15 protein-coding genes are annotated in these 25,227 nt (G+C 72.6%); 4 read left to right on the forward strand and 11 right to left on the reverse strand.

Features of this window, described 5'->3' with window-relative positions; translation table 11 throughout:
* Window positions 1-55 precede the first annotated feature (55 nt).
* Window positions 56-2,098 (forward strand): TIM-barrel domain-containing protein, encoded by a 2,043-nt coding sequence (locus tag ACFYMM_RS22160; protein WP_388389123.1) that lies wholly within the window; start codon window positions 56-58, stop codon window positions 2,096-2,098.
* A gap of 55 nt (window positions 2,099-2,153) precedes the next feature.
* On the opposite strand, the gene ACFYMM_RS22165 is transcribed toward ACFYMM_RS22160, so the two are convergent.
* The 7 genes from ACFYMM_RS22165 to ACFYMM_RS22195 all read right to left on the reverse strand — a co-directional run bounded on the left by ACFYMM_RS22165 (window position 2,154) and on the right by ACFYMM_RS22195 (window position 13,295).
* Window positions 2,154-2,870, reverse strand: coding sequence for a hypothetical protein (locus ACFYMM_RS22165; protein ID WP_388389125.1), 717 nt, complete (start codon window positions 2,868-2,870; stop codon window positions 2,154-2,156).
* Between the two features lie 35 nt (window positions 2,871-2,905).
* Window positions 2,906-5,077 carry a glycoside hydrolase N-terminal domain-containing protein gene (locus ACFYMM_RS22170; protein WP_388389127.1) on the reverse strand — a complete coding sequence of 724 codons (2,172 nt, stop codon included), beginning with the start codon at window positions 5,075-5,077 and terminating at the stop codon, window positions 2,906-2,908.
* 86 nt (window positions 5,078-5,163) lie between these two features.
* Window positions 5,164-7,146: a beta-galactosidase gene (locus tag ACFYMM_RS22175; protein ID WP_388389130.1), complete on the reverse strand. Its 1,983-nt coding sequence runs from the start codon at window positions 7,144-7,146 to the stop codon at window positions 5,164-5,166.
* Window positions 7,146-9,371, reverse strand: coding sequence for a 1,4-beta-glucanase (locus tag ACFYMM_RS22180; RefSeq protein WP_388389132.1), 2,226 nt, complete (start codon window positions 9,369-9,371; stop codon window positions 7,146-7,148). The genes ACFYMM_RS22175 and ACFYMM_RS22180 overlap by 1 nt, the downstream gene beginning before the upstream one ends.
* Window positions 9,372-9,596: 225 nt before the next feature.
* Window positions 9,597-10,547 (reverse strand): carbohydrate ABC transporter permease, encoded by a 951-nt coding sequence (locus ACFYMM_RS22185; RefSeq protein WP_388389134.1) that lies wholly within the window; start codon window positions 10,545-10,547, stop codon window positions 9,597-9,599.
* Window positions 10,544-11,578 (reverse strand): ABC transporter permease, encoded by a 1,035-nt coding sequence (locus tag ACFYMM_RS22190; protein WP_388389136.1) that lies wholly within the window; start codon window positions 11,576-11,578, stop codon window positions 10,544-10,546. The genes ACFYMM_RS22185 and ACFYMM_RS22190 overlap by 4 nt, the downstream gene beginning before the upstream one ends.
* A 28-nt stretch (window positions 11,579-11,606) precedes the next feature.
* Window positions 11,607-13,295 carry an extracellular solute-binding protein gene (locus ACFYMM_RS22195; protein ID WP_388389138.1) on the reverse strand — a complete coding sequence of 563 codons (1,689 nt, stop codon included), beginning with the start codon at window positions 13,293-13,295 and terminating at the stop codon, window positions 11,607-11,609.
* Between the two features lie 343 nt (window positions 13,296-13,638).
* Here ACFYMM_RS22195 and ACFYMM_RS22200 point away from each other — a divergent pair, with 343 nt between their 5' ends.
* Window positions 13,639-16,473, forward strand: coding sequence for a glycoside hydrolase family 3 C-terminal domain-containing protein (locus ACFYMM_RS22200; RefSeq protein ID WP_388389140.1), 2,835 nt, complete (start codon window positions 13,639-13,641; stop codon window positions 16,471-16,473).
* Window positions 16,474-16,569: 96 nt separating this feature from the next.
* Here the strand turns inward: ACFYMM_RS22200 and ACFYMM_RS22205 are convergent, their stop codons facing one another.
* The 3 genes from ACFYMM_RS22205 to ACFYMM_RS22215 all read right to left on the reverse strand — a co-directional run bounded on the left by ACFYMM_RS22205 (window position 16,570) and on the right by ACFYMM_RS22215 (window position 22,140).
* Window positions 16,570-18,015: an aldehyde dehydrogenase family protein gene (locus ACFYMM_RS22205; protein ID WP_388389143.1), complete on the reverse strand. Its 1,446-nt coding sequence runs from the start codon at window positions 18,013-18,015 to the stop codon at window positions 16,570-16,572.
* A 167-nt stretch (window positions 18,016-18,182) separates the two neighbouring features.
* Window positions 18,183-19,862 (reverse strand): PucR family transcriptional regulator, encoded by a 1,680-nt coding sequence (locus ACFYMM_RS22210; protein WP_388389145.1) that lies wholly within the window; start codon window positions 19,860-19,862, stop codon window positions 18,183-18,185.
* 130 nt (window positions 19,863-19,992) lie between these two features.
* The gene (locus ACFYMM_RS22215) at window positions 19,993-22,140 is read right to left on the reverse strand and encodes an ATP-binding protein (RefSeq protein ID WP_388389148.1); all 2,148 of its coding nucleotides are present in this window, start codon (window positions 22,138-22,140) and stop codon (window positions 19,993-19,995) included.
* 260 nt (window positions 22,141-22,400) lie between these two features.
* Between ACFYMM_RS22215 and gabT the strand changes: the two genes are divergently transcribed.
* On the forward strand, window positions 22,401-23,735 hold the full coding sequence (gabT, locus tag ACFYMM_RS22220) for a 4-aminobutyrate--2-oxoglutarate transaminase (RefSeq protein ID WP_388389150.1): 1,335 nt from the start codon (window positions 22,401-22,403) through the stop codon (window positions 23,733-23,735).
* A 173-nt stretch (window positions 23,736-23,908) separates the two neighbouring features.
* Complete coding sequence (locus tag ACFYMM_RS22225; RefSeq protein WP_388389152.1) at window positions 23,909-24,757, forward strand: phosphatase PAP2 family protein; 849 nt, start codon at window positions 23,909-23,911, stop codon at window positions 24,755-24,757.
* Here the strand turns inward: ACFYMM_RS22225 and ACFYMM_RS22230 are convergent.
* Window positions 24,681-25,136: a hypothetical protein gene (locus ACFYMM_RS22230; protein ID WP_388389155.1), complete on the reverse strand. Its 456-nt coding sequence runs from the start codon at window positions 25,134-25,136 to the stop codon at window positions 24,681-24,683. The two genes, ACFYMM_RS22225 and ACFYMM_RS22230, sit on opposite strands and share 77 nt — an antisense overlap.
* Window positions 25,137-25,227: the final 91 nt, after the last annotated feature.

Genomic DNA, 25,227 nt, shown 5'->3' on the forward strand with positions numbered 1-25,227 from the left:
TGCCCTCCCTCCTGTCAGGGCACCCCCATGTCCGCACTCCTTCAGGAGCCGCCCCGTGAATCAGCCTGCCGACATCCAGCCCAAGGTCAGCCTGGCGCAGTCGTCCCCCACCGTCGGCACGTTCCGCGAGCGGGACGGCGGGCTGGAGTGGAGCGGCCGCCAGGAGACGGTACGCGTCGAGCCGTGGGGCCCGGACGCGGTCCGGGTACGCGCCCGGCTCGGCGGCCCGGTCCTCGAAGGACTGCCGGGCGCCCTGCTGGAGAGCCCGCCCGCAACCGAGAGCACCGTGAAGACCGGTGACGGGGAGGGGCAGCTGACGGTCGGCGCGCTGACCGTGGAGGTCGACGCCGAGGGCCTGATCCGCTTCCTGCGCACCGACGACCGCACCGAGCTGCTCGCCGAGGACCGCGCCCACTTCTGGTGGCCCGGCTCCCGCCTCTACACGGCCGTCGGCAACGGCCACCACCGCCTGGAGCAGCGCTTCGCCGCCTACGAGGACGAGAAGCTGTTCGGTCTCGGCCAGCACCAGCACGGACGCCTGGACCAGAAGGGCCTGGTCCTGGACCTGGTGCAGCGCAACGCCGAGGTGAGCATCCCGGTGCTGTCCTCCAGCCGTGGCTACACCCTGCTGTGGAACAACCCGGCGATCGGCCGGGTGGAACTGGCCGGCAACGGCACCCGCTGGGTGGCCGACTCGGCCCGTCAGATCGACTACTGGATCACCGCGGGCACCCCCGCCGACGGCCAGCGCAACTACAGCGCGGTGACCGGGCGTTCGCCGATGCTGCCCGAGTGGGCGGCGGGCTTCTGGCAGTGCAAGCTGCGCTACCGCACGCAGGACGAACTCCTCGCCGTGGCCCGGGAGTACAAGCGCCGGGGGCTGCCCCTCAGCGCGATCGTCTGCGACTTCTTCCACTGGACACACCTGGGCGAGTGGAAGTTCGACGCGCGGGAGTGGCCCGACCCGGCGGCCATGGTCCGCGAACTCGACGAGATGGGCGTCAAGCTGGTGGTCTCCGTCTGGCCGTCGGTGTCCCCGCTGTCCGAGAACCACCCGGTGATGGAGCAGCGCGGCTACTTCATCGGCACCCAGTACGGTCCGATGGCGCACGCGGACTGGCCGGACAAGGGGGTCGCCTCGACCGTCCAGGTGGCCTTCTACGACGCCACGAACCCGGACGCCCGGGAGTTCGTGTGGTCGCGGGTGCGGGAGAACTACCTGGAGCCGTACGGCATCACGGCGTTCTGGCTGGACGCCTGCGAACCGGAGCTGAAGCCGGGCTTCCAGGAGAACCTGCGCTACTGGGCGGGCCCCGGCCTGGAGGTCGGCAACAGCTACCCCGCCGAGAACGCCCGTACGTTCTACGAGGGCCTGCGCGCCTCCGGCGAGGACGAGGTGGTCACCCTCAACCGCTCGGCCTGGGCGGGCAGTCAGCGCTACGGCGCCGCCGTGTGGTCCGGTGACATCGGCACCGACTTCGCGACCCTGCGCCGGCAGATCGCGGCCGGTCTCAACACGGCCCTGTCCGGCATCCCCTGGTGGAACACGGACATCGGCGGCTTCCACGGCGGCGACCCGGACGACCCGGCCTACCGCGAGGTGATGGTCCGCTGGTTCCAGTTCGGCGCGCTGTCCCCGCTGATGCGTCTGCACGGCTTCCGCGACCCGGGCATGCCGCTGGGCCCGGAGATGACCGGTGGCCCGAACGAGGTGTGGTCGTACGGCGAGGAGGCCGGCGCGATCCTGGAGCGGTACCTGCGGCTGCGCGAGCGCCTGAAGCCGTATGTGCTGACGGTCATGCGGCAGGCCCATGAGGAGGGCCTGCCGGTGATGCGCCCGCTGTTCCTGGAGTTCCCCGAGGACCGCGCGGCCTGGTCGGTCGACGACGCCTACCTCTTCGGCCGGGACCTGCTGGTCGCCCCGGTGCTGACGGCGGGCGCCACGACCCGCACGGCGTATCTGCCGGCCGGTGCCCGCTGGACGGACGCGTGGACGGGTGAGACCTACGAGGGCGGTACGGCCGTGACCGTCGACGCGCCGCTGGACCGCATCCCGCTGTTCCTGCGGGACGGGGCGGAGCTGTCGATCGCGCGGTGAGCGCGGGAGAAGGGCCGGTCCCCGGAAGTCTCCGGGGACCGGCCCTTCATGGTGTTCAGCTGCTGCTGACGCTCTCGCTGTTGACGGTGAAGTTCAGACCGCCGGACGACGACGTGATCTCGAAGCCGAACTGGAAGTCGCCGATGGTCACGTTGCCGTACCAGCCCTTGGTGTCCTTGATCCACTTCAGGATCGGCAGGACGTTGACGGTGCCGGAACCGGAGTTGGAGGTGCGGACGAACGAGAACACCTGGTTGGAGCCGTTGGTGCCCTTGTAGACGGTCCAGGAGTGGCCGCCCAGGGTGACGTTGCCCTGCGAGGTGCCGAGCGGGCCGACGGGGCCCGTCTTGTTCATCCAGAGCATGATCTCGTACTGGTGGTTGGTGTCCCAGATGTCGTACGCCGTCTCGTACGCGCCGGACGACGGCACGCTGACGTTGTAGCTGCTGGACAGCGAACCGAGTGAGGTGATCGACTTGTTGATCACCTTGTCGGAGTTGGGGTACGACTTGATGCCGCCGGTGTTCGGGTGGTTGGCCCAGACACCCCAGTTGGTGCCGGAGTTGGCCCAGATGCACTGGCTGCCCGCGCCGGAGCCCCAGATGTTGTTGTACAGGGTGTAACCGTTCAGGCTCGTGTTGCCGTACTGCGCGCAGGAGTTCCAGACGGCGGCCGAGGCGGGGGCGGAGGCGAGGCCGACGGTGGCGCCGATGGCCAGGGCGGGGGCCAGCAGGGCCTTGGCGACCCTGCCGAGTGTGCGGGTTGTTGCCATGGTGTCCCTTCCATGGGTGGGGGGAATCGTGGGGGTCACCGCGGCCCCAGGGTGAGGACGCGGTCTTCTCCGGCGACGAGGTCGAGCGGCTGTGCGCCGGAGGAAGTGTGGAGTTCCACGCGCAGGGTGCGCCCGGGGCGCAGGACGGCTCGCGCGCCCCGGGGGGTCCAGGTGAGGTCGACGGCGGCGCCGAACCGGGTCCACACGCCCCGCAGCTCGCCCGCCGGGCAGTCGGCCGGGAGCGCGGGCAGCAGGACCAGGCGAGTGGGGGTGGACTGCACCAGCATCTCGATGAGGACGGCCGGCAGGGTGTGCGCGGCGTCCGCGTTGTAGACGTCACGGTTCGGGTAGTGCGCGCTCATCAGGGAGGCGTGGAAGAAGTCGCCGTCCAGGACGTGGGCGAGGGCCCGGGCGACGCGGTCGCCGTCCCTGAGCCGGGCGGCCACCAGGGCGTGGTGCAGATGGCCGTGGGCGGAGTCGTTCTCGGCGCCCCTCAGCTCCAGCGCGCGGTGCGCGGCGGCGGCCAGGCGGGGGGTGTCGTACGGGTTGATCTCGTCGAGCGGCCAGACACCGTAGAGGTGACTGAGGTGGCGGTGGTCGTAGGTGTCGTCGAGCCCCGGCCAGGCCCACTCGGCCAACGCCCCGTCGGCGTTGATCCGGTGGGGTGCCAGGCGGTCCGCCAACGCCCGCCAGGCCTCGGCCCGTTCGGGGTGGTAGCGGGCCGCGGTGAGCAGGGCGTGGCGGGCGGCCGAGAGGTCCATGGCCGCGTTGACCGCGCCCCAGCTTCCGTTGGCCGGCCGGTTCTCGGGCGAGTAGGAGGGGACGACGGCCAGCCGGCCGTCCTCGTCGGTGCGGGTGAGGAAGTCCTCGTAGAACGAGGCGACCTCGGCCAGGGCGGCGGCGGTCCCTGGGTCGTGGGCGCCGCGGATCTCGTCGTGGTCGACGAGCGGTTTGAGCAGCCAGTCGGCCCCGGCGGTCCACAGGTGCAGCGGGTACTCGCGGCTGAAGTGGTACGCGAACCCGGACTCGCCGTCGCTGTGCGCCGGGGCGACGACGCCCCGGGCGCCGAACACGGCGGCGGCGTTCTCCCGCCAGTCGGACAGCTGGCGCCGGATGAAGCCGGCGAGTGCCTCGGTGACCTCGGGGAGGGCGGCGGCCGGGGCGGAGGCGGTCTGCAGGTTGAGATTGGCGTCGAGGGTGAACGCTCCGGACCAGGCGGTGTCCCAGTCGCCGGTCCACAGGCCGGTCAGCCGGGGCGGGTTCAGTCCGGCGGCGGACAGCAGGTGGTAGCGGCCGGCCGCGAAGAGCCGTTCCAGCAGGGCCGCGCCGCGCGGGCGGGCGAGCAGTCCGGAGCCCGGCAGGGCGCGTTCGGCCGGATCGGCGGCGAGGTCGAGGGTGACGCGCTCGTAGGCGGTGCGGTGCCGGGGGAGGTGGCGGGCGAGGAGAGCCTCGTACGACTCCCCGCCCCACAGGTCCCGCAGCTGCCGGGCCTCCGGTACGACGTCCAGCTCGCCCGTGTGCCGGCGCACCCGGGTGAGCAGCAGGACCGATTCCGCGCCCTCGGTCCGCACGCCGGGCGTGGTGAGGGCGGTCGTACCGCCGGTGACGACGACGAGGGTGACGCCGGTGTAGGCGCGGTCGCTGCCGGGGTAGCGGGCGCGCAGGGTGAGCAGGGCGCCCTCGGGGGTCAGCAGGGCTCCGTGTCCCACGCTCAGGCCCGGGGGCGCGCCGGGCAGTCGGTGGTCGAGGAGGATGCCCAGGTCCGGGGCGGTGACCTGCTGGACGACGACGTCGTCCGCGCGGGAGACGAAGACCCGGCTGGTCCAGCCGTCGCAGGCGGCCGTGACCTCACCCGTGGCGAAGTCGACGGACCGGCGGTAGCCGCGCGGTGCGCCGGCCGGGCGGCGCAGCCGGATCTGGAAGGCGGGGTGGAAGGGCTGCACCCATCGCAGCGGGCGGCCGTCCGTGAAGGACTCGGCGGCCGTGACGTCTCCGGCGAGCAACCGGTCCTGGAGGGCGGGAAGTCCGGCGGCCAGCCGGGGCGGGCGGGCGGGTGCGCCGCCGTCCGGGCGGACCAGGGTGTGATGGGTGACGATCACCCGGACGTCGTGCGGGTCTCCGAACACGAGGGCGCCGTGCCGGCCGTTTCCGCTGAGGAAGCCGTCCTCCCAGCGGGCGGCGGGCACGGGCTCCCACGTCCCGTGCACGAGCGGGTGCGACGGGGCCTCGCCCGTCGCGGCTTCCGGTCCCGGGGATCCCTTTCCCGGGGCTTCGTGCGTGGGGGCTCGGCGCGTCATGGTTTCAGTACCGCCGTTCCGTAGCGTCCCAGCGTGGTCCGGCCGGTGACGGCGGTCCCGGTGAGCAGGTCGCGGTGGGTGCCGGGCACCTCGACGGTGACCGGCTCGCGCCCGTGGTTGAGCAGGAACAGCAGTTCGCCGCGCCGGACCGCCTCGACGCCCGCCGGCAGCCCGTCGAGCACCGGCCGGACGCCCGCCTCGGCGGTGATACGGGCGAGCAGGCCGCGCAGCGCCTCCGGTTCGGGGAGCGTGGACAGGTACCAGGCGCGGTCCGTGCGCAGGACGGCGGGCAGGCCGTCGAGTTCCCCGCCCTTGTAGGGGATCGTCTCGGTGACGGTGTCGGCGGCCTCGATCTCCTCCGACCACAGGGCCGCGCGAAAGCCGTCGCACTCGACACTCTCCCCCGCTTCCAGCGGCCACCACTCGTGCAGCGTGCGGATGCCGAACAGCTCGCGCAGCCGGGGGTCCATGCCGCCGGGCCGTACCCGGTCGTCCTCGTCGGCGATGCCGGTGAGGAAGCCGCAGACGAGGGTGCCGCCGCCGCGGACGTAACCGAGGAGGTTGTCGACGGCGGTGTCGGTGAGGAGGTAGAGCTGCGGCAGGAGCACGCACTTGTAGGCCCGCAGGTCGTGCTCGGGGTGGGCGAAGTCGGCGGTGATGTTCGACTCCCACAGGGCCCGGTGCCAGGAGTGCAGGACGGCCGGGAGGCCGGCCTCGGTGGAGAGCCGGCCCTCGTGGGCGCCGGCCCACCAGGAGTGCCAGTCGTGCAGGACGGCCACCTCGGCCTTGATGTGGCGTTCCGTCACTTTCGGTCCCAGGCGGGCGAGTTCGGCGCCGAGCCGCTTGACCTCCTGGAAGGTACGGCCCTCCTCCCCCGCGTGGCTGACCATGCCGGAGTGGAACTTCTCCGCGCCCTGCCGGGACTGGCGCCACTGGAAGTAGCAGACGGCGTCCGCGCCCCGGGCGACCGCCTGGAGGGACCAGAGGCGGTTGAGGCCGCGCGGCTTGGGGTGGTTCACGCCCCGCCAGTTGACCGGTCCGGCCGCCTGCTCCATCAGCATCCAGGGGCCGCGTGCCTGGGACCGGGTCAGGTCCTGGACGAGCGCGCCGTGCTGGGCACCGAGCGGATCGCGCGGATCCGGATAGAGGTCGACGGAGACGACGTCCTCCTCCTCGGCCCACCGCCAGGCGTCCTGACCGAACCAGAGCGGCATGAAGTTGGTGGTGACCGGGATGTGCGGGGTGTGCCGGGCGACGATGTCGCGTTCGGCCGTGTAGCACTCCAGGAGCATGTCGGAGGTGAAGCGCCGGAAGTCCAGCACCTGCGCGGGGTTCTTCAGGTAGTGGGCGTGGCGCGGGGGCAGGATGCCGTCCCAGCTGTCGTAGCCCTGGCTCCAGAAGGCGGTGCCCCAGGCCGTGTTCAGGGCGTCGAGGGTGCCGTACCTGCCGCGCAGCCAGCGGCGGAAGGCGGCGGCGGCCTCGTCGCCGTAGTCGTAGGTGCAGTACTCGTTGTTGATGTGCCACAGGGTGAGGGCCGGGTGGCCGGCGTAGCGGGCGGCGAGGTCCTCGGTGATGGCGGCGGCGTAACGGCGGTAGGTGGCGCTGGAGTGCGAGAAGTGCTGCCGGCCGCCCCACCACTCGGTGCGGCCGTCCTCGTCCCGGGGCAGGGTGTCGGGATGGAGACGGCCCATCCAGGGCGGCGGGGAGGAGGTGGGGGTGGCGAGGACGACACCGATGCCGTTCTCGTGCATCAGGTCCATCAGCCGGTCGAGCCAGCCGAACTCCCGTGCGCCGGGGTGGGGTTCGAGCTTTGCCCAGGAAAAAACACCCATGGTCACCGAGTTGACGCCGGCGTCCTTCATCAGCCGGACGTCCTCGTGCCAGGTCCGCTCGGGCCACTGCTCCGGGTTGTAGTCGCCGCCGAAGAGGATGCGGCCACGGGTGGCGTCGCCCAGCGAGGGCGCCTCGCGCCCGGACATCAGACCGGCTCCCCGTACTGGATGCCCCGGCCGTTGGTGGCGAGGTAGACGCGGCCGTGGATGCGCGGGTCGCCGGTGACGGCCTGGCCGGTCCAGCCCCACTGGTGGGCGTCGTCGTTGATCCGCACCCAGGTCCTCGCCTCGTCGTCGGAACGGTGCACGGCGGTGCCGGGCCCGGTGGAGCCGACGAGGTAGAGGGCCGGGTAGCCGCCGCGGTGGGCCGCCCTGCCGAACCCGAGGGTGTACGCCGCCCGGCAGCCGGCGACCCCGGTGAAGGCGGCGCCCCCGTCGGTGGACCGGTACAGCCCGTTCCCCTTCACGCTGAGCCACAGGTCACCGGACCGCCCCGGGGCCGCGGCCAGCTGGAACTGGCTGTCCCCGGAGGGCAGACCGCCAGCGCGGGCGGTGAACGACCGGCCGCTGTCGGTGCTGGCGTACAGCGTTCCCGTGTCGGTGTCGTACGCGTAGAAGAGCGTCGGGTCGGCCGGGTCGGCGACCGGTGTGGCTCCCTTCGGGAAGGAGGGGACCTCGGACCAGGTCGTGCCGTTGTCCGCCGAGCGCTGGGCGGGGTACTTGGTGCCGTCCCAGTGCACGAAGGACCACAGCAGCACACTGCCGTCGGCGTTGGTGGCGATCGGCCCGGGTGCGTCCTTGGCGATGGCGGGCTGGGCCGCGAAGGGCGCCCAGGTCCGGCCGCCGTCGTTCGAGTACGCGCCGTTGCCGTGGTCGCCGAAGCCGGCGCGGGCGACGTACGACGGCCTGGCCGCGGCCTGCGCGAGTCCCGTCGCCGACGCGAACACGGGGTTCGTGGCCATGCCGCGCGAGGGGGACGCCGTCAGCCGCTCGTGGTACATCACCCCGATGTCCCCGAGCCCGCTGATCAGATGGGCCTCGCCGGAGGGGGGCGAGATCAGCTGGCGCACGGACGTCTCCTCCAGGCCCCGGATCCTCGGGGACCAGCGGGTGAGGTCGCGGGTGCCGTAGAGGGTGGCGCCGGTGCCGTAGAGGACATGACGCGAGTCGAAGGGGTCGACGGCCACGGCCTGGATCCACCAGCCGAACTTCGGCTGGGCGTTCCCCCAGTCGAGGAAGGGGGTCTCGGAGACGTCCAGGACGGCGGAGTCCTTCAGGGACGTCCAGGTGCGGCCGCCGTCGGTGGTCCGGTAGAGGGTGTCGCCGTCCGCCCAGCGGTTGTTGGTGGAGACGACGACGGTGCCGGGCCGGCACGCGTCGGCCGCGGCACCGCCGTAGCCGAAGGTGTCGGCGGAGCCGTCCGCGGTGGTCCCGCCGGGCTTCACGGGCGTGACCTCGGTCCACTTCCCGGTGCCGGTGGCCAGCTTGTGCACGCTGCCGTCGGACTGGCCGCCCGGGCCGGGGGCGTCGGCGTACGTCACGTACAGCTCGCGGGCGTGCCGGTCGTACGCGGCCCGCACGGGGACCTTCGCGGCGGTGCCGGCGGGCTGTGCGGGGACGGCTTCCCAGGTGCTGCCGTCGGTGGTCCGGTAGAGGTTGGCGGCGCCCGGGCCGCCGTCGGCGTCGCCCCAGCCGGCGTAGAGGGCACGACCGGCGGCGACCAGGAAGGTGACGCCCTGCCCGGACGCGCCGGGGGTGGGCGGGAAACCGGTGGCCGCCGCCCAGGTGGCGCCCCGGTCGGTGGACCTGAGCAGGCCGTCGTGTCTGGTCCCGAGCCACAGGGTGTCGCTGTCCCGGGGGTCGACGAGGAGGCGTTCGCCGGTGCCGCGGCCGTCCTCGTTGGCGCCGAGCCGCACGGTGAGGTCGGTACGGCTCCAGGTGGCACCGCGGTCGGCCGAGCGCAGGACGGCTCCGTTGCCGGCCCAGGGCTGGGCGTAGGTGCCGAGGGCGAGGTAGAGGCGGTCGGGGTGGGCCGGGTCGACGGCGACGGCCTCCACGCCGAGCAGGTTCCAGTCGTCCCAGCCCAGCTGGTCGGTGAGCGGGATCCAGCGGGCGGTGCGCGCGTCCCAGCGGTACGCGCCGCCGATGTCCGTGCGGGCGTAGGCGAGGCCGGGGACGGTGGGGTGGAAGAGGATGCCGGTGACGAAGCCGGTACCGCCTATCACCGCGGTGCGCCAGCGGTAGGCGGGGCCCGCGCTGCCGTTCTCCTCGGCTGCCTGGGCTCGGCCCGGCATCGCGGGGAGGCCGCTCACGGCCGCGACGGCTGCCGTTGCGGCGAGGACGGCTCGGCGGCTCAGGGGGGAGGCGTGCATGGGGTACCTCGCGGGGTGGGTTGGATTCGTGGTCCTGGATGCTCAGCGCTGGTGCCGGTGCTGTTGGTGCGCCGGGGCGGGCGGCACGGCCCGGCGCTGCGACGGGCCGGGCCCGGTCGGGCCCTCGTGGCACTGGCGAGGGGGAAGCTCCTGGGGTGACGGCTCCGGCGGCTGCCGTCCCGCCGGGGCACGGGGCGCCCCGACGGTGGCACCCCGGCCCGGAGTTCAGCCCTTCACCGCTCCGGTGAGCATCCCCTTCTTGAAGTGCTTCTGGACGAACGGCGACAGCACGGCCACCGGCAGCAGCGCCATCACCATCACCGCCATCTGCACCGCGAGCCCGGACAGCTGGCCGGTCTTGATCGCCTGGCCGAGCCCCACCGGGGCCTGCTGCTTCTGCACGAGCTGGATCATGACGTTCTGCAGCGGCATCATGTCCTGGTTGTTCAGGTACAGGGAGGCGTTGAACCACGCGCTCCAGTACCCCACCGCGTAGAACAGGGTGATCACCGCGAGGACCGCCCGGGACAGCGGTATGACGATCTGCCACAGGATCCGGAAGTCACCGGCCCCGTCGATGCGCGCGCTGTCGATCAGTTCCTGCGAGATACCCATGAAGAAGCCGCGCAGCACCAGGATGTTGAAGACGCTGATCGCACTGGGCAGGATCAGCGCGAGGTAGCTGTCGGTCAGGCCCAGGGACTGCACGAGCAGGTACGTCGGGATGAGCCCGGCGCTGAAGAACATGGTCGCCATCAGCAGCATCAGGATCCCGCGGTGGCCGAGGGAACCGATACGGGAGAGGCCGTAGGCGCACAGCACCGACACCGACATCGAGAACGCCGTGCCGACCAGGGTGATGAGGACGCTGATGACCGTGGCCCGGGTCACCTGGCCGCCGCTGAGCAGTTCCCGGTAGGCGACGAACGTGATGCCCTTGGGCACCATCACCAGACCGCCCGCCTCGTCGATGGTCCTGCGCGAGGACAGACTCGTGACGACGATGATCCACAGCGGGAACAGGACGCCCAGACAGGCCAGGGTGAGGACGAGCCCCTTGCCCGCGACCCCGGCCTTGCCGGGCTCCTCCTCCCACACCGGCCGGGGCGGGGCCTCCCACCAGCGGGGTGCCCGCTCGGACGGGTCGGTGACGGCTTTGCCGATGACGGCGGTCACTTCTTGTACACCCCCTGCTCGCCCATGAGATGGGCCACCTTGTTCGCGGCGAGGACCAGACCGAGGCTGACCACGCCCTTGATCAGACCGGCGGCGGCCGCGTAGCCGAAGTCCTGGTTGCGGACGCCGTTCCACCACACGAAGGTGTCGAGGACCTCCGCCGCGCCGGGTCCGACGGCGTCGCGCTGGAGCAGGATCTGTTCGAAGCCGACGGTCAGCGCGTCCCCCACCCGCAGCACCAGCAGCAGGGCGATCACCGGGCGCAGCGCGGGCAGGGTGACGTGCCACATGCGGCGCCAGCGCCCGGCTCCGTCCATCGCCGCGGCCTCGTACAGGTCGGGGCTCACCGAGGCCAGCGCGGCGAGGAAGATGATGATCCCCCAGCCCGCGTCCTTCCAGATCCCCTCCGCCGTGACGAGGAACTTGAAGGTGGACGGGTTGGTCATGATGTCCAGCCCGTTGTACCCGTGCCGGCGCAGCACCTGCGACAGCACCCCGGCGCCGCCGAAGATCTGCTGGAAGACGGCGATGACCAGCACCCAGGAGAAGAAGTGCGGCAGGTACAGGACCGCCTGCGCGACGGCCCGCACCCTGGGCCGGATCACGCTGTTGATCAGCAGCGCGAGCAGGATCGGGACCGGGAAGAACAGCACGAGCTGGAGGAGGAACAGCACCAGGGTGTTCTTGACCGCGTTCCAGAACGCGGAGTCCCCGAACATCTGCTGGAAGTTGTCCAGGGCGACCCAGGCGCTGTGCAGCATCGAGACGATGCCGTTGTCGCTGACGTACGGGTCGTAGTCCTGGAAGGCGACGATGTTGCCGAGGATCGGCAGATAGTTGAAGACCAGGATGAGCAGGACCGCCGGCAGCGTCATCAGGAGCAGCACACGGTCGCGTCTGAACCTGAGCCGCAGGCTCAGCTTGCCGGGGTGTCGTTTCCTCCCGGAGCCGGTGGCGTCCCCGGACGCCCCCGGGGTCTTCCCCGTCGTCTCGGCCTCGGCCCTGCTCCGAGGCACCGTGCTGTGGGACACGGCCGTTCTCCTCGCCTCGTGCCTCGCCTCAGCCCGCCGCCGTGCCGTTCTCGTCGAGCAGCTTCTTGTACCAGTCGCGCAGCTTGTCGCCGCCCTTGGACTTCCAGTCGGCGACGGCCTGCTGCATGTCGCTGATCTTCTTGCGGCCGCGCGTGATGTCGTCCTCCAGCTGCTCGAAGTCGTTGCTGAGGTTGGTGTAGCGGGACGGCTCGGTGATCATCTGGCCGTAGAAGCTGGACTTCTTGGTGAAACCACCCATCCGCTGCTGCCACTCGACCTGTGCCTTGGCGACGTCGGGGAAGTCGGGGTGGGCGACGGTGGCGGCCGGGCTCGCGATCATGACGTAGGCGTTGGAGACCTCGTTGTTGCCCTGGTTGGTCTTGACGGGCACACCGTTCTTGACGGTGTAGTCGGCGCCCTGGACACCGTAGTTGGTGGCCATGTACTCCTTGGTGCCGTACGGCGCGGCGGTGACGTTGGCGACCGCCAGCGCGTCCCGGATCACCGACTGCGAGGCCTTCTTGTTGATGAAGGCGAAGATCCCGGCCGGCTGTTCGGCCCAGACCGTCGGGTCGCCGCCGTCGTGGCCGTAGACGTCCATGCCCCAGATCTTGAAGGAGGGGTTCTGGGTGGCCTGTTCGGCGGTGCGGCCCCACCACTGGGTGATGTTGTTGGAGTAGATCAGGAACTCGCCGGCCGCGAACTTGGGGCCCGGGTCGGGGGCGTTCTTGCCCATCATCGCGTCCGGGTGCACGACACCGGCGGCGAAGAGCTTGCGGGTCCACTCCAGCGCTTCGAGGTACTCGTCGGTCTCGACGCGGTTGATCATCTTGCCGTCGACGAGGTTCCAGCCGAGCGGCTTCTCGCTGCCGGAGAGCACACCGAACATCTGCCAGGCGGTCCACTTCATGTCCAGGCAGGCCCAGCGCTTGGCCTTGGCGTTGGTGATCTCCTTGGCGAGGGACATGAACTCGTCCGCGGAGCGCGGGACCTGGTAACCCTGCTTGTCGAAGAGGTCCTTGCGGTAGAGGGGCACGATGCCGGTGACGTACGACTGGGGCATCGGCAGGCCGCGCAGCTTGCCGCCGATGATGCAGCGCTGCCAGGCGTCGGTCGGGATGGCGGCGAGGTTCGGGTACTCCTTGACCGCGTCCCCGGCGAGGTAGGGGCCCAGGTCGGCGAACTTGCTGATGATGGCGGTGGGTATCTTGCCGCCCATGTTCCAGCTCGGGACGACCACGACGTCCGGTACGTCGCTGGAGGCGAGGACCGCGCCGAGCTTCTGGTCGTAGGTGTTGCCGTCCTGGTTCTGCCAGACGACGTCGACGCCGATCATGTCGTTCATCGCCTGGTAGTAGGCGTTGTTCTGCTTGGGCGGTGAGCCCCAGAACGGCGACATGACGGTGATCTTGCCGCCCTTGCCGAGCTTCTTGGGGACGGAGGTCTTCAGGGTCGCCAGGTCGAGCTTGGCGGTGAAGCCGATCGGGGAGCCGTTCTTGGAGGGGATGTCCGGGGTCACCACGTTGCTGGCCACGTACGACGGGAGCAGCTTCTTGGCGCCCTTGCCCGCGCTGCTGCCCCCGCCCGAGCCGCTGTCCGAGCCGCCGCAGGCGGTCAGCAGGGGCATCCCCCCGGCCACGGCCACGGCGGCGACCGCGGTCGAGGCGAGGAAGCTTCTCCGGCTGGGAGAGGAGGCGGAGGAGGCGTTCGGCGTCATTGCGTCAACCCTTCATGGCGCACCAGGACACCCGGCGGGAGGCCGTCGGCTGCGGTGTCTCGAGTGGAACTGGCTGAGCCGAAGCGGTCCGCCGACACCCTGAAGGCTGAGTCGAAGCGCTTCGATGTTGCTGCGAGGTTAAGTGAACACCTGGGGGTGCACAAGGGTCGCTTCCAAGATTCCCCGGTTGTGTCACGGAACCCCCGGGCAGCCTCTACCCCTTGAGGTGTCGGCGAGAAGTCGAAGGTCTTTCGTCGTAGTGGCTTGACACCTCACCGGTGGGCGAATGAGCATCGAAGCGCTTCGAAAGCGCCTCGTCGCTCCATCGCAAGGGGAACTGCCCGTGACCGACCCAACGCCGCCCACGCCGCCTTTCCGCGATTCGCATCTGCCGTTCGCGAAGCGCATCGACGATCTCCTGGCACGGCTCACCCTGGACGAGAAGGTCTCCTTCCTGCACCAGTTCGCGCCCGCCGTCGAGCGACTGGGCATCGCCGCCTTCCGCACCGGCCAGGAGGCGCTGCACGGCGTGGGCTGGATGGGCCCGGCGACGGTGTTCCCGCAGGCGGTCGGCCTCGGCGCGACCTGGAACCCGGAGCTGGTCCGCCGGGTCGGGGAGGCGGTGTCCAGGGAGGTCCGGGCGATGCGCGCCCGCGACGAGCGCGTCGGCCTGAACGTCTGGTCGCCGACCGTGAACCTGCTGCGCCATCCGCTGTGGGGCCGCAACGAGGAGGGCTACTCGGAGGACCCGAAGCTGACCTCGGCGATCGCCACCGCGTACACGCGCGGTCTGCGCGGCGACCATCCGACGTACTGGCGCACCGCGCCGGTCCTCAAGCACTGGCTGGCCCACAACAACGAGACGGACCGGGCCGTCACGTCGAGTTCGGTCCGGCCGCGCGTGCTGCGCGAGTACGACCTGCGGGCCTTCAAGGAGACCGTGGAGGCGGGCGCGGTGGCCGGTGTGATGCCCGCCTACAACCTGGTCAACGGCCGCCCCAACCACGTCTCCCCGCTTCTGCGCGAACACCTGCGCGTCTGGACCGAGGAGGACCTGTTGGTCTGCTCGGACGCGAGCGCGCCGTCCAACCTGGTCGATCTGGAACACTACTTCGACACCCATGAGGAGGCCACGGCCGCCTCCCTGCTGGCCGGTGTCGACAGCTTCACCGACCACGGCACGGACGGCTCGACGATCACCGCCCGGCTGCACGGGGCCCTGGAACGCGGCCTGCTGACCGAGTCCGACATCGACACCGCCGTCCGCCGCCAGCTCTCGGTCCGTTTCCGGCTCGGCGAGTTCGACCCGCACCACGACCCGCACCTGGGCACCGGCGAGTTCGACACCCCGGCGCACCGGGCGCTCGCCCGGGAGAGCGCCGAGCAGGCGCTGGTCCTGCTGAAGAACGACGAACTGCTGCCGCTGGCCCCCGACACCCGCGTCGCCGTGGTCGGCCTGCTCGCCGACGAGTGCAAGCTCGACTGGTACAGCGGCAGCCTGATCCACAGGTCCACTCCGCTGGAGGGCCTGTACGAGCGCTTCGGCGCGCAGCGGGTGGAGTTCGCGGAGGGCGTGGACCGGGTCCTGCTGAAGACCGCCGCCGGTACGTTCCTGCACGTACCGCCCGCCCCCGAGGCGCCGGACGAGGTGCGCGGCGCCGCGGGCGCCCTCGACCCCGCCCTGCTGGCCGGCCGCACCGACCTGCCCCCGCTCACCACCGACGCCACCGGCACCGAGTTCGCGCTGGTCGACTGGGGCGAGGGCGTGCTGACGCTGCGCGCCCCCGACGGGCGCTACCTCTCGGTCGCCGACGACGGCCGGGTGCGCGCCTCCGCCGACCAGCCCGGCGGCTGGGTCGTGCAGGAGACCTTCCGGCTCGAACCGCACGGGAACGGTCACCTCCTCAGGCATCTCGGCACCGGCCGCCACGTCTCAGTCGCCGCCGACGGCGTGCGGGTTGCCGGGCAGGACCCGGAGATCTTCGAGGTGGTCTTCGCCGAGCGGGGCGAGGAGGCGGTGAGCCGGGTGGCCGGGCAGGCCGACGTGGTCGTGGTGGTCGCGGGCAACGACCCGCACATCAACGGCCGGGAGACCGAGGACCGTACGACCCTGGGCCTGCCCGCCCACCAGGAGCGGCTGCTGCGCGCCGCGCGCGCCGCGAACCCGAACACCGTGCTGGTCCTGGTGTCGGCGTACCCGTACGCGGTGGACGTGACGCGGCTGCCCGCCGTGCTGTGGACCGCGCACGGCGGGCAGGCGGCGGGCACCGCCCTGGCCCGGGTGCTGGCCGGTGACGTCTCCCCGGCCGGACGTCTGCCGCAGACCTGGTACGCGGCCGACGCCGACCTGCCGGACCTGCTCGACTACGACGTGATCGGCGGCCGCCAGACCTACCTGTACTTCGAGGGCGTACCGCTCTTCCCCTTCGGCCACGGCCTGTCCTACGCGTCCTTCGCCTACGCGGGCCTCGCCGTGAGCGTCGAGGGCGGCACGGCGCGTGTGTCGTTCACGGTCACCAACACCGGTGATGTCACGGCGGACGAGGTCGCCCAGCTCTACGCCCGTGCCGTGGACCCGTCGGTGGTCCGGCCGCGCCGCGAGCTGCTGGCGCACCGCCGGGTCACGCTCGCGCCCGGCGAGCGGGCCGAGCTGGGCTTCGAAGTCCCGCTGTCCGCCTTCGAGTTCTGGGACGTGGCGCAGGGCCGGTGGCTGCTGGAGGAGGGGCCGTACGAGCTGCTGGCCGGCGCGTCCAGCGAGGACGTGCGACTGCGGACGACGGTCCACCTCGACGGCGGGGCCCCGACGCCACGCGCCGTGCTGCGGCACGGCCTGGCGGCGGCCGACTTCGACGAGCAGTCCGGGATCGCCATCGTCGACCGTACGAAGGAGGCGGGCGACGCGGTGACCCCGGTGCACGGAGAAAGCGGTGAACTGGTCTACCGGGGCTGCGACTTCGGCGCCGGAGTGACGGAGGTGAGCGCGCGACTGGCGGGCGGGGGCGAGGTCGAGCTGTCCCTGGACGGCGGTCCGGCGCTGGCGGTCCTGACGCTCGCCTCCGGCTCCGGTCCCTACGCCTACAGCACGCTCGGCGCCGGGATCGTCGCCGAGGGCGTGCACGACGTGCACCTCAGACTGCGCGGCCCGCTGCGGCTCGCGCACGTCGGCTTCTCCGGTTGAGGGTCCGGGGAAGGCGGCACCAAGAAGGGGCCCGGCACCGGAAGGCACCGGTGCCGGGCCCCTTCGGGCTCGAGGAGAGCGGAGAGAGCGGACCGCTCAGAGGGCGAGGCCGGTCAGGACCAGCACCCGCTCGTACGTGTAGTCGTCCATCGCGAACTTCACGCCCTCGCGGCCCACGCCGGACTGCTTGGCACCGCCGTACGGCATCTGGTCGGCCCGGTAGGACGGCACGTCGCCGATGACGACACCGCCGACCTCCAGCGCCCGGTGGGCGCGGAAGGCAACCTGCAGGTCGTGGGTGAACACGCCCGCCTGGAGGCCGTACTTGGAGTCGTTGGCGGCGGCGAAGGCCGCGGCCTCGCCGTCCACCCGCTGCACGGTGAGGACCGGACCGAAGACCTCCTCGCAGGAGAGGGTCACATCGGCCGGCACGTCGGTGAGGACGGTCGGCGCGTAGGAGGCGCCGTCGCGGTCGCCGCCGGTGAGCAGGGTGGCGCCGGCCTCGACCGCCTCCTTCACCCACGCTTCCACGCGCCGGGCGGCGTCCTCGCTGACCAGCGGCCCGACGTCGGTCTTGTCGTCGCTCGGGTCACCGGTGACCTGGGCCTCGACGGCGGCGACGATGCGCGGCAGCAGACGGTCGTAGACGGAGGTGTCGGCGATCACGCGCTGCACCGAGATGCAGGACTGGCCGCCCTGATAGTTGGAGAAGGTGGCGATGCGGGTGGCGGCCCAGTCGACGTCCGCGTCGGAGGCGAAGTCGGCCAGCACCAGTGCCGCGCCGTTGCCGCCGAGTTCCAGGGTGCAGTGCTTGCGCGGCACCGAGTCCATGATCGCGTAGCCGACCTTCTCGGACCCGGTGAAGGAGATCACCGGCAGCCGCTCGTCCTGGACGAGGGCGGGCATGCGGTCGTTGGCGACCGGAAGGATGCTCCAGGACCCGGCGGGCAGTTCGGTCTCGGCGAGCAGCTCGCCGAGCACCAGGCCGGACAGCGGGGTGGCGGGCGCCGGCTTGAGGATGATGGGCGCACCGGCGGCGATGGCCGGGGCGACCTTGTGGGCGCACAGGTTCAGCGGGAAGTTGAACGGCGCGATGCCGAGGACGACGCCCTTCGGGAAACGGCGGGTCAGCGCGAGCCGGCCCTGGCCGCCGGCGTCGGTGTCGAGCCGCTGGGCCTCGCCGCCGTTGAACCGCCGGGCCTCCTCGGCGGCGAACCGGAACACGGAGACGGCACGGCCGACCTCGCCCCGGGCCCACTTGAGCGGCTTGCCGTTCTCGGCGGAGATCAGCCGGGCGATCTCCTCGGTGCGCTCGGCCAGTCGCCTGCTGACGTGGTCGAGGGCGGCGGCGCGGACATGGGCGGGGGTGGCGGCGAACTCGTCCCGTACGGCGTACGCGGCGGCCACGGCCTCCTCGACCTGGGCGTCCGTCGGCACGCTCACCTCGCCGACCAGGCTGCCGTCCCACGGGGAGGTGACGTCGAAGGTGTCCTCGCCGGTGACCTGGCGGCCGGCGAGCCAGAAGGCGTGGGTGGAAGTCATAGGGAGTCCCGGCCCTTCCGCGTAGGGGGTGTGCGTTGCTTTCCTGCGTTCGGGTCCACGGTAGGCGCGCGACGGCCGGGGGTCGCTTGTCCGGAGCGTAGTGGTGGGGGCGGGGAGTGCGCCGCTTCGGCAGGGTGGGAGCCGAAGGGCCGGCCCCCCGGCCGGGCTCACTCCGCCGAGGTCGCCTTCAGCGCCAGCCACAGCTCCATCCGCACGTCGGGGTCGTCCAGCGACCGCCCCAGGATCTCCTCGACCCTGCGCATCCGGTACCGCAGCGTGTGCCGGTGCACCCCCAGGTCCGCCGCCGCCGCGTCCCACTGGCCGTGCCGGGACAGCCAGGCCCGCAGGGAGGCCACGAGGTCCCCCCGCCCGGTGGCGTCGTGCTCGTACAGCGCCCGCAGCAGACTGTCCGCGAAGGCCTTCACCGCGTCGTCCGCGAGCAGCGGCAGCACCGACCCCGATGCCAGCTGCTCGTGCTCCACGCAGACCCGGCCCCTGCGCCGGGCCACCGACAGCGCCTGTTCGGCCTGCTTGTACGCGGCGGCCGCGGCGATCGGCCCGGCCGGCGCCGACAGCCCGACGACCAGCTCGTCCTCCGGCACGGCGGTCTCCTCGGGTACGGCCCGGGCCGCCTCCAGCGCCGCCGCGTACTCGGCACAGGCGGCAGCCGCCGCTCCCCCGTCGGCGGCCAGGACCACCAGCCGCTCCCCCTCCGGGACCACGAGGACGGCCTCGCCGGCGCGGGCGGCGGCCGACTCCACGGTCTCCGTCAGGCCCCCCAGCGGATCGCCGCCCGCGCCGGCGGCGCCCGGCCCGGCGGCGCCCGGCCCGGCGGCGGGGGCGGGCTTGCCCGCGGGCACCCGCGCGTGCGCGTCGGCGTGCATGCGGGTGGCGGCCGACCCGGGCGCCGACTCGGCGAGGATCATCCGGAAGGGGGCGTCGAGCAGTCCGCCGTACAGGTCCCCGGCGACGGCCCGCGCGTGGTCCGGCTGTCCGGCGAGCAGCATGCGCAGCACGGCGGCGCCGATCCGCTGCTCGGCCGCCTGCAGGGAGCGGGAGCGTTCGGTGGTGAGGGTGAGCAGGGCGATGGCGGAGTGCACGGCGTACCGCTCGGCGGTGCCGAGGGGCGCGGCGGTGCCCACGGCGAGCGCCGCCCTCGGCCGTCGCCCGGTGCCCAGGGTGTGCAGTTCGACCCGGTCCTCGTTGTCCGGTCCGCCGACCACCGAGGAGGCGGGCGCGGGTCGCTCCCGCAGCCGCTCCACGTCCGGGACGAGCCGTGCCGCCCTGCGGCCGGCCCACTCGGGTGCGGTGGCGACGACAGCGCCCGAGGCGTCGTAGAGCGCCGCCCAGCCGTCGACCTGCGCGGCGAGCGCGGCGAGCAGCCCCTCCGGGCCGGCGCTCAGCGCCTGTTTGGTCAGCTCGCGCTGGGCGGCGAAGCCCGCGGTCACCGCCCGGTACTGGTCGGCCGCGATCGCGGCCGACACGGCCTTGCTGATGGCGAGGAACGGGGTGCGGCGCGGTACCTCCAGCAGCGGCAGCCCCTCGCGTTCCGCCGCCTCGACGAGCGCCTTGGGGATCTCCTCGTAGTTGACGCCGACGGCGAAGCCGAGTCCGACGACGCCGGCGCCGGACAGCCGCCTCACGTAGCGGCGCATCGCCTCGGGGTCCTCCGCGTCCAGCTTGAGCGCGGTGATCAGGAGCAGTTCCCCGCCCTCCATGTAGGGCACGGGGTCGGCCAGCTCGCTCACGTGCGCCCAGCGGACGGGCACGTCGAGACGGTCCTCGCCCGCGCGCACGGTGAGCTTGAGCGCGGAGTGGTGGACGAGCGAGGCGAGCGTGGGTGGCATGAGGCCTTCAGGTGGGTGTGATCTCTGTGATCATTTGGCCGTCGCGTATGAACGGCCTGTGCCGATTCTGCCTCACCGTACGGTCCCGTGGGGGGCTCGCGGCGGTCCCGCGGTGACCGTACGACCGCCCTCAGCCCCGCAGGTCCACCAGCAGCGGCGGGGCGTGCTCACCCTTCACGCTCGTCAGCGACAGCACCGCGTGCCCGGGCGGTACCCCGTGCGCCAGTTCGGAGGCGGACCAGCGTTCCCGTTCGACCTGGCGGACGGTGACGGCCCGGGCGGTCGGCGCCTTGCCGGTGATCACCCGGCGCACGGCGTGCAGCGCCTTGCCGGCCGGGGTCTCGGCGATGATCTGCCGGTCGGTGACGTCCCGCGCCTCGATCCACTCCTTGCCCCAGACCTCCGCGAAGTCCTGTCCGTCCCACGGGGTGAGTCCGGACAGCGCCATCCGGCATCCGGTGGCGCCCAGCAGCGGTCCGCGCAGCGGCCGGGGTACGTCGTCCAGGGTGCGCAGCGTCAGCACCGCCCCGGCGCCCGCCGACCGCAGCCGCTGGAGCGCCCGCACCGCTTCCGGCGTCACGACCCCGCTGGCGTCGTCCAGCACCAGGCAGGCGAACAGCGACCGGTCCTCCCGTACCGTCACACCCGCCGTGAACTGCGCGAGGACCAGCCGGGCCAGGATCCGCGAGGCGTCCGCGTGCCCGCGCTCGGGCAGGTCGACACGGACCCGCACCGGATGGTCGAGGGCCTTGAGCGAGAACGGCCGGGACTGCCCGGAGGTGTCGAAGAACCCGGCGAAGGCGGGCCGGTCGAGCAGGGCGATCCGGTCGGCCAGCACCGCCCCGATGTCGCCCGGCTGCCCCATCTGGCGTTGCCGCGCGTCGAGTTCCCGGATCAGCGGCTCGTGGCCGGTGTCGGCGAGTGCCTGGCGCAGGGCGGCCAGCGGGCCGGGGGTGCCGTCGAGGAGCTGGCGCAGCTCGGGGACGGAGGGGAAGCGGTCGTGGACCGCCCGGAAGGGCCCCAGGAGCTGGGCGAGGACGGTGGTGGAGCGGCGGCTGTCGCTGCCGGGGTGCGGGTCGGTGAGGTCGCCGACGAGGGCTTCGGCCAGTATGGCGGCGGCCTCGTCCGGGTCGGTGGTGCCGCCGTACAGGTCGAGGTCGTAGACCGACTCGGGGTGGCCGATGCGGACGACGACGTCGTACGACTCGGCGGGGCCGAGCCCCGCGCCGGCCGCGCCGACCACCACGACGGCGGCCCGGCCGGCCAGCGCGTGCAGGCACAGCGACTCGGCGAGCGGCCGGACCAGGGTGCCGGTCTTCCCGGAGCCGGCCGGGCCGACGGCGAGCAGCGAGGTGCCGAGCAGTTCGGGGCCGAGGGCGAGCCCGGCGCCCCGGTAGTGGTAGGGGTTGCGGGGGTCGTCGGCGGTGGTGCCGAGCCGTACCTGCCCGGTGAGCAGGTCGTGCCGGGCGTGCCGGGCGGGCAGGTCGCGCTCCCCGGAGGGGTGCAGACAGGCGGCGGCGCCCTCGCTGAGCACGGCACCGGTGAAGGCGGCCATGCTGTGCCGGCCGTTGCGCACACCCTGCCAGGCGCGGGAGATCCGGGCGTGGTCCACGTCCCGCATCAGCCCGGCCTTCGCCTCGGCGGCGAGCCGGTCGGCGGCGTCGTGGGCGCCGGCCTGCCGCAGCTGGGGCCACTCGGCGAGATCCTGCTCGGGGGCGGGCGGGCGTTCGGCGTCGGGGGCGGCGGCGAGCCAGGCGGGCGGGCCGTAGCGGCGCCAGACCTCGCCCCAGCGGCCCAGGCGGCCGACGACGAGCATGATCGCGGCGGCGATCAGGATGTAGTAGCCGTACCAGAGGAAGGCGTTGCCGACGCGGTCACCGCTGTGCCGCCAGGAGTCCGGGGTGAACAGTTCGAGGGGCACCACCCACCAGCCGCCGAGGTAGCCGTTCCACAGCAGCGACCAGACCAGCCAGCCCACCAGGAACGCGATGAGCGCCCCGCTCAGCAGCTGCCGGGCCGGGATCTGCTCGGGCTCCCGCTCCGGCCGGGGCCGGTAGCCGAAGCGCCATACGCCGGGCGCCGCCTCCGGGCGGGGCGCGCGCAGCCAGCTCAGGAACGCGGAGCCGTCCGGCAGCGGCGGCACCCCCGGCGGCCCGGCGGGCCGGGGCGGCATCGGGGGGGCTTCGTGGGGCGCCGCGGGCATGCCGTGCGGCGCCGCCGGGCGGGGCACCGGGTTCGCATGCGTGCCCCGCGCGTCCCGCGTCCCGTCGCTCTCCATCGCTCCTGCTCCCTGACCAGCCGTTCCGTCCACCATCAGCGAGCCAATCTAACGCGCTGGCAGGGGGAGTTCACCGCTTACGCGGCCGTCTGCCGGTAACCCGTCCCGAGGGCGCTATGTCCACGGCGGACAACCGGCCGTCCGGACAACGCCCACATGGAGCATGCCCACCCTCCGTCCCCCGTCCTAGCCTGCGAGAAAAGAAGACGAGAGTCCGCGAAGCACCGTCCGTGAAACCCGCAGAACCCCAGGAGCCCGTCATGAGCGCACTTCCCCAGGAGCGCCGCGTCGTCACCGCCATCCCCGGCCCGAAGTCGCAGGAGCTGCAGGCCCGCCGTACCGCCGCGGTCGCGCAGGGCGTGGGCTCCGTGCTGCCCGTGTTCACCGCGCGCGCGGGCGGCGGGATCATCGAGGACGTCGACGGCAACCGTCTGATCGACTTCGGCTCCGGCATCGCCGTGACCTCGGTCGGCGCCTCCGCCGAGGCCGTCGTACGCCGGGCCGCCGCGCAGCTCGCCGACTTCACCCACACCTGTTTCATGGTCACCCCGTACGAGGGCTATGTGGAGGTCGCCGAGGCCCTCGCCGAGCTGACCCCGGGCGACCACGCCAAGAAGTCCGCCCTGTTCAACTCCGGTGCCGAGGCCGTCGAGAACGCCGTCAAGATCGCGCGGGCGTACACGAGGCGGCAGGCCGTGGTCGTGTTCGACCACGGCTACCACGGCCGTACGAACCTCACGATGGCGCTCACCGCGAAGAACATGCCGTACAAGCACGGCTTCGGCCCGTTCGCGCCCGAGGTCTACCGCGTGCCGGTCGCCTACGGCTACCGCTGGCCGACCGGCCCGGACAACGCGGGCCCCGAGGCCGCCGCGCAGGCCATCGACCAGATCACCAAGCAGGTGGGCCCGGACAACGTGGCCGCGATCATCATCGAGCCGGTGCTCGGTGAGGGCGGATTCATCGAGCCGGCGAAGGGCTTCCTGCCCGCGATCAGCAAGTTCGCCCGGGACAACGGCATCGTGTTCGTCGCGGACGAGATCCAGTCCGGCTTCTGCCGCACCGGGCAGTGGTTCGCCTGCGAGGACGAGGGCATCGTCCCGGACCTGATCACCACGGCGAAGGGCATCGCGGGCGGTCTGCCGCTGGCCGCCGTCACCGGCCGCGCCGAGATCATGGACGCCGCGCACGCGGGCGGCCTCGGCGGCACCTACGGCGGCAACCCGGTGGCCTGCGCCGGCGCGCTCGGTGCCATCGAGACCATGAAGGAGCTGGACCTCAACGCCCGGGCGAAGGACATCGAGGCGGTCATGAAGGGCCGGCTGGCCGCCATGGCCGAGAAGTTCGACGTCATCGGTGACGTCCGGGGCCGTGGCGCGATGATCGCCATCGAGCTGGTCAAGGACCGTACGACGAAGGAGCCGAACCCGGAGGCGACCGCCGCGCTGGCCAAGGCCTGCCACCAGGAGGGCCTGCTGGTCCTGACCTGTGGCACCTACGGCAACGTGCTGCGCTTCCTGCCTCCGCTGGTCATCGGGGAGGACCTGCTGAACGAGGGCCTGGACATCATCGAGCAGGCGTTCTCGCGCATCTGAGCAGGTGCTCTCGCGCATCTGAGCGGGCGTTCGCGCAGGCCGCCGGGGCGAGCGGCAGGCCGTGTGAAGAAGGTGTGCGGGGTGGATGACGGGTGGCGGTTCCGGCTGTCCTCTCGTCATCCGCTGCCGTAGGTTCTACCCAGATGAGAGATACACCCCGCCCACAGGGGACTGTGGGCGACTTCAGGCCGAGGCCTCCCCAGCTTCGACCTGGTCGTGCCCTCGCGCACACAAACGGGGCCTCCGGCTCCGGATCTCCTCACCGATCGGACAGTCGCCCGCCCCAAACCCCCCGGGGCGCGCGACGTTCCGGTCCGGACGGCCGCCCCGGAACCACCCCCCCTGTTCCGGGGCGGCCGACCTCCTTTCTTCTCTTCCTCCTGCTGGGCCTTCCGGCCCTCCTCTTCGCGCTGATCACCTGGCAGGTCCTGGCCGCCGGCCCGCTGCTGCGCCTGGACGAGCGCCTGAGCGGCGCGCTCGTCCATCCGGACCGCCCCTCGGAACTCCTCTCCGACCTCGGCAACGTCCAGGTGGCCGTCCCCGTGCTGGTGCTCGCGCTCGGCTGGACCGCCTGGCGGGCCCGCGCCGCCGGTACGGCCCGGTGGTGGCTCCCGTCGGCAGCCGGGGCCGCGCTCATGGCCCTGGTCCCGGCGGTCGTCGTCCCGCTGAAGGACTGGACCGCCCGCCCGGGCACTCCCGCCGTCCCTCCCGGGACCGGCTACTTCCCCTCCGGCCACACGACCACGGCCGCCATCGCGTACGGCACCGCCACCGTGCTCCTGCTCCCCCGGCTCCGCTCCGCACGGGCCCGGCGCGCGCTCGTCGCCGGCTGCCTCGCGCTGGTGCTCGGCGTGTCCTTCGGCCTGGTCCGCCGGGGCTACCACTGGCCGCTGGACGTGGTGGCCAGCTGGTGCCTGTGCACGGTGCCGCTCTCCGCGCTGGCGCTCATCCTGAGCCGCCACCGGCCGGCGGCCCCACCACCGCCTCGTGCATCGCCAGCTCCAGCAGCCCCGGATCGGTGAGCGTGCCCGAGCCGTCCGGCGCGACCAGCCAGCGCACCCCGCGGCTCGCCCGGCCCGGGTACGGCACGACGATCCAGGTGCCGGGCCCCGCGGTGCGGATGCCGGTGCCGAGCCAGCGGGCCGCCGTGCCGGGTGGCACGAAGAAGCCCACCCGGTCGTCACCGAAGTCGGCCAGCACCGGACCGGGCTGGTCGAGGACCCGGGTGAGCACGTCGAGCGTGGGACAGCCGAGGTCGCCCGGCAGGATCAGGACGTCCCACGCCTTGCCTGCGGGCAGCAGGGCCACCCCGAGCGGGTCGCGCTCCCATGTCCGGCGACAGGCCCCGGGATCCGGTGCGACGGATGCCAGCCACTCGACCGCCGTCTTCGCCCCTGCCATGAGGACCTCCCTCTCTCGCGTCAGCGGAAGAGAGGGAGGTCCTCGCCGGGCGTTACGCGGGTCGCGATCCCCTGGACATGTGATCTGGATC

The organism is Streptomyces sp. NPDC006739 (assembly GCF_042869815.1).
Lineage (GTDB): Bacteria > Actinomycetota > Actinomycetes > Streptomycetales > Streptomycetaceae > Streptomyces.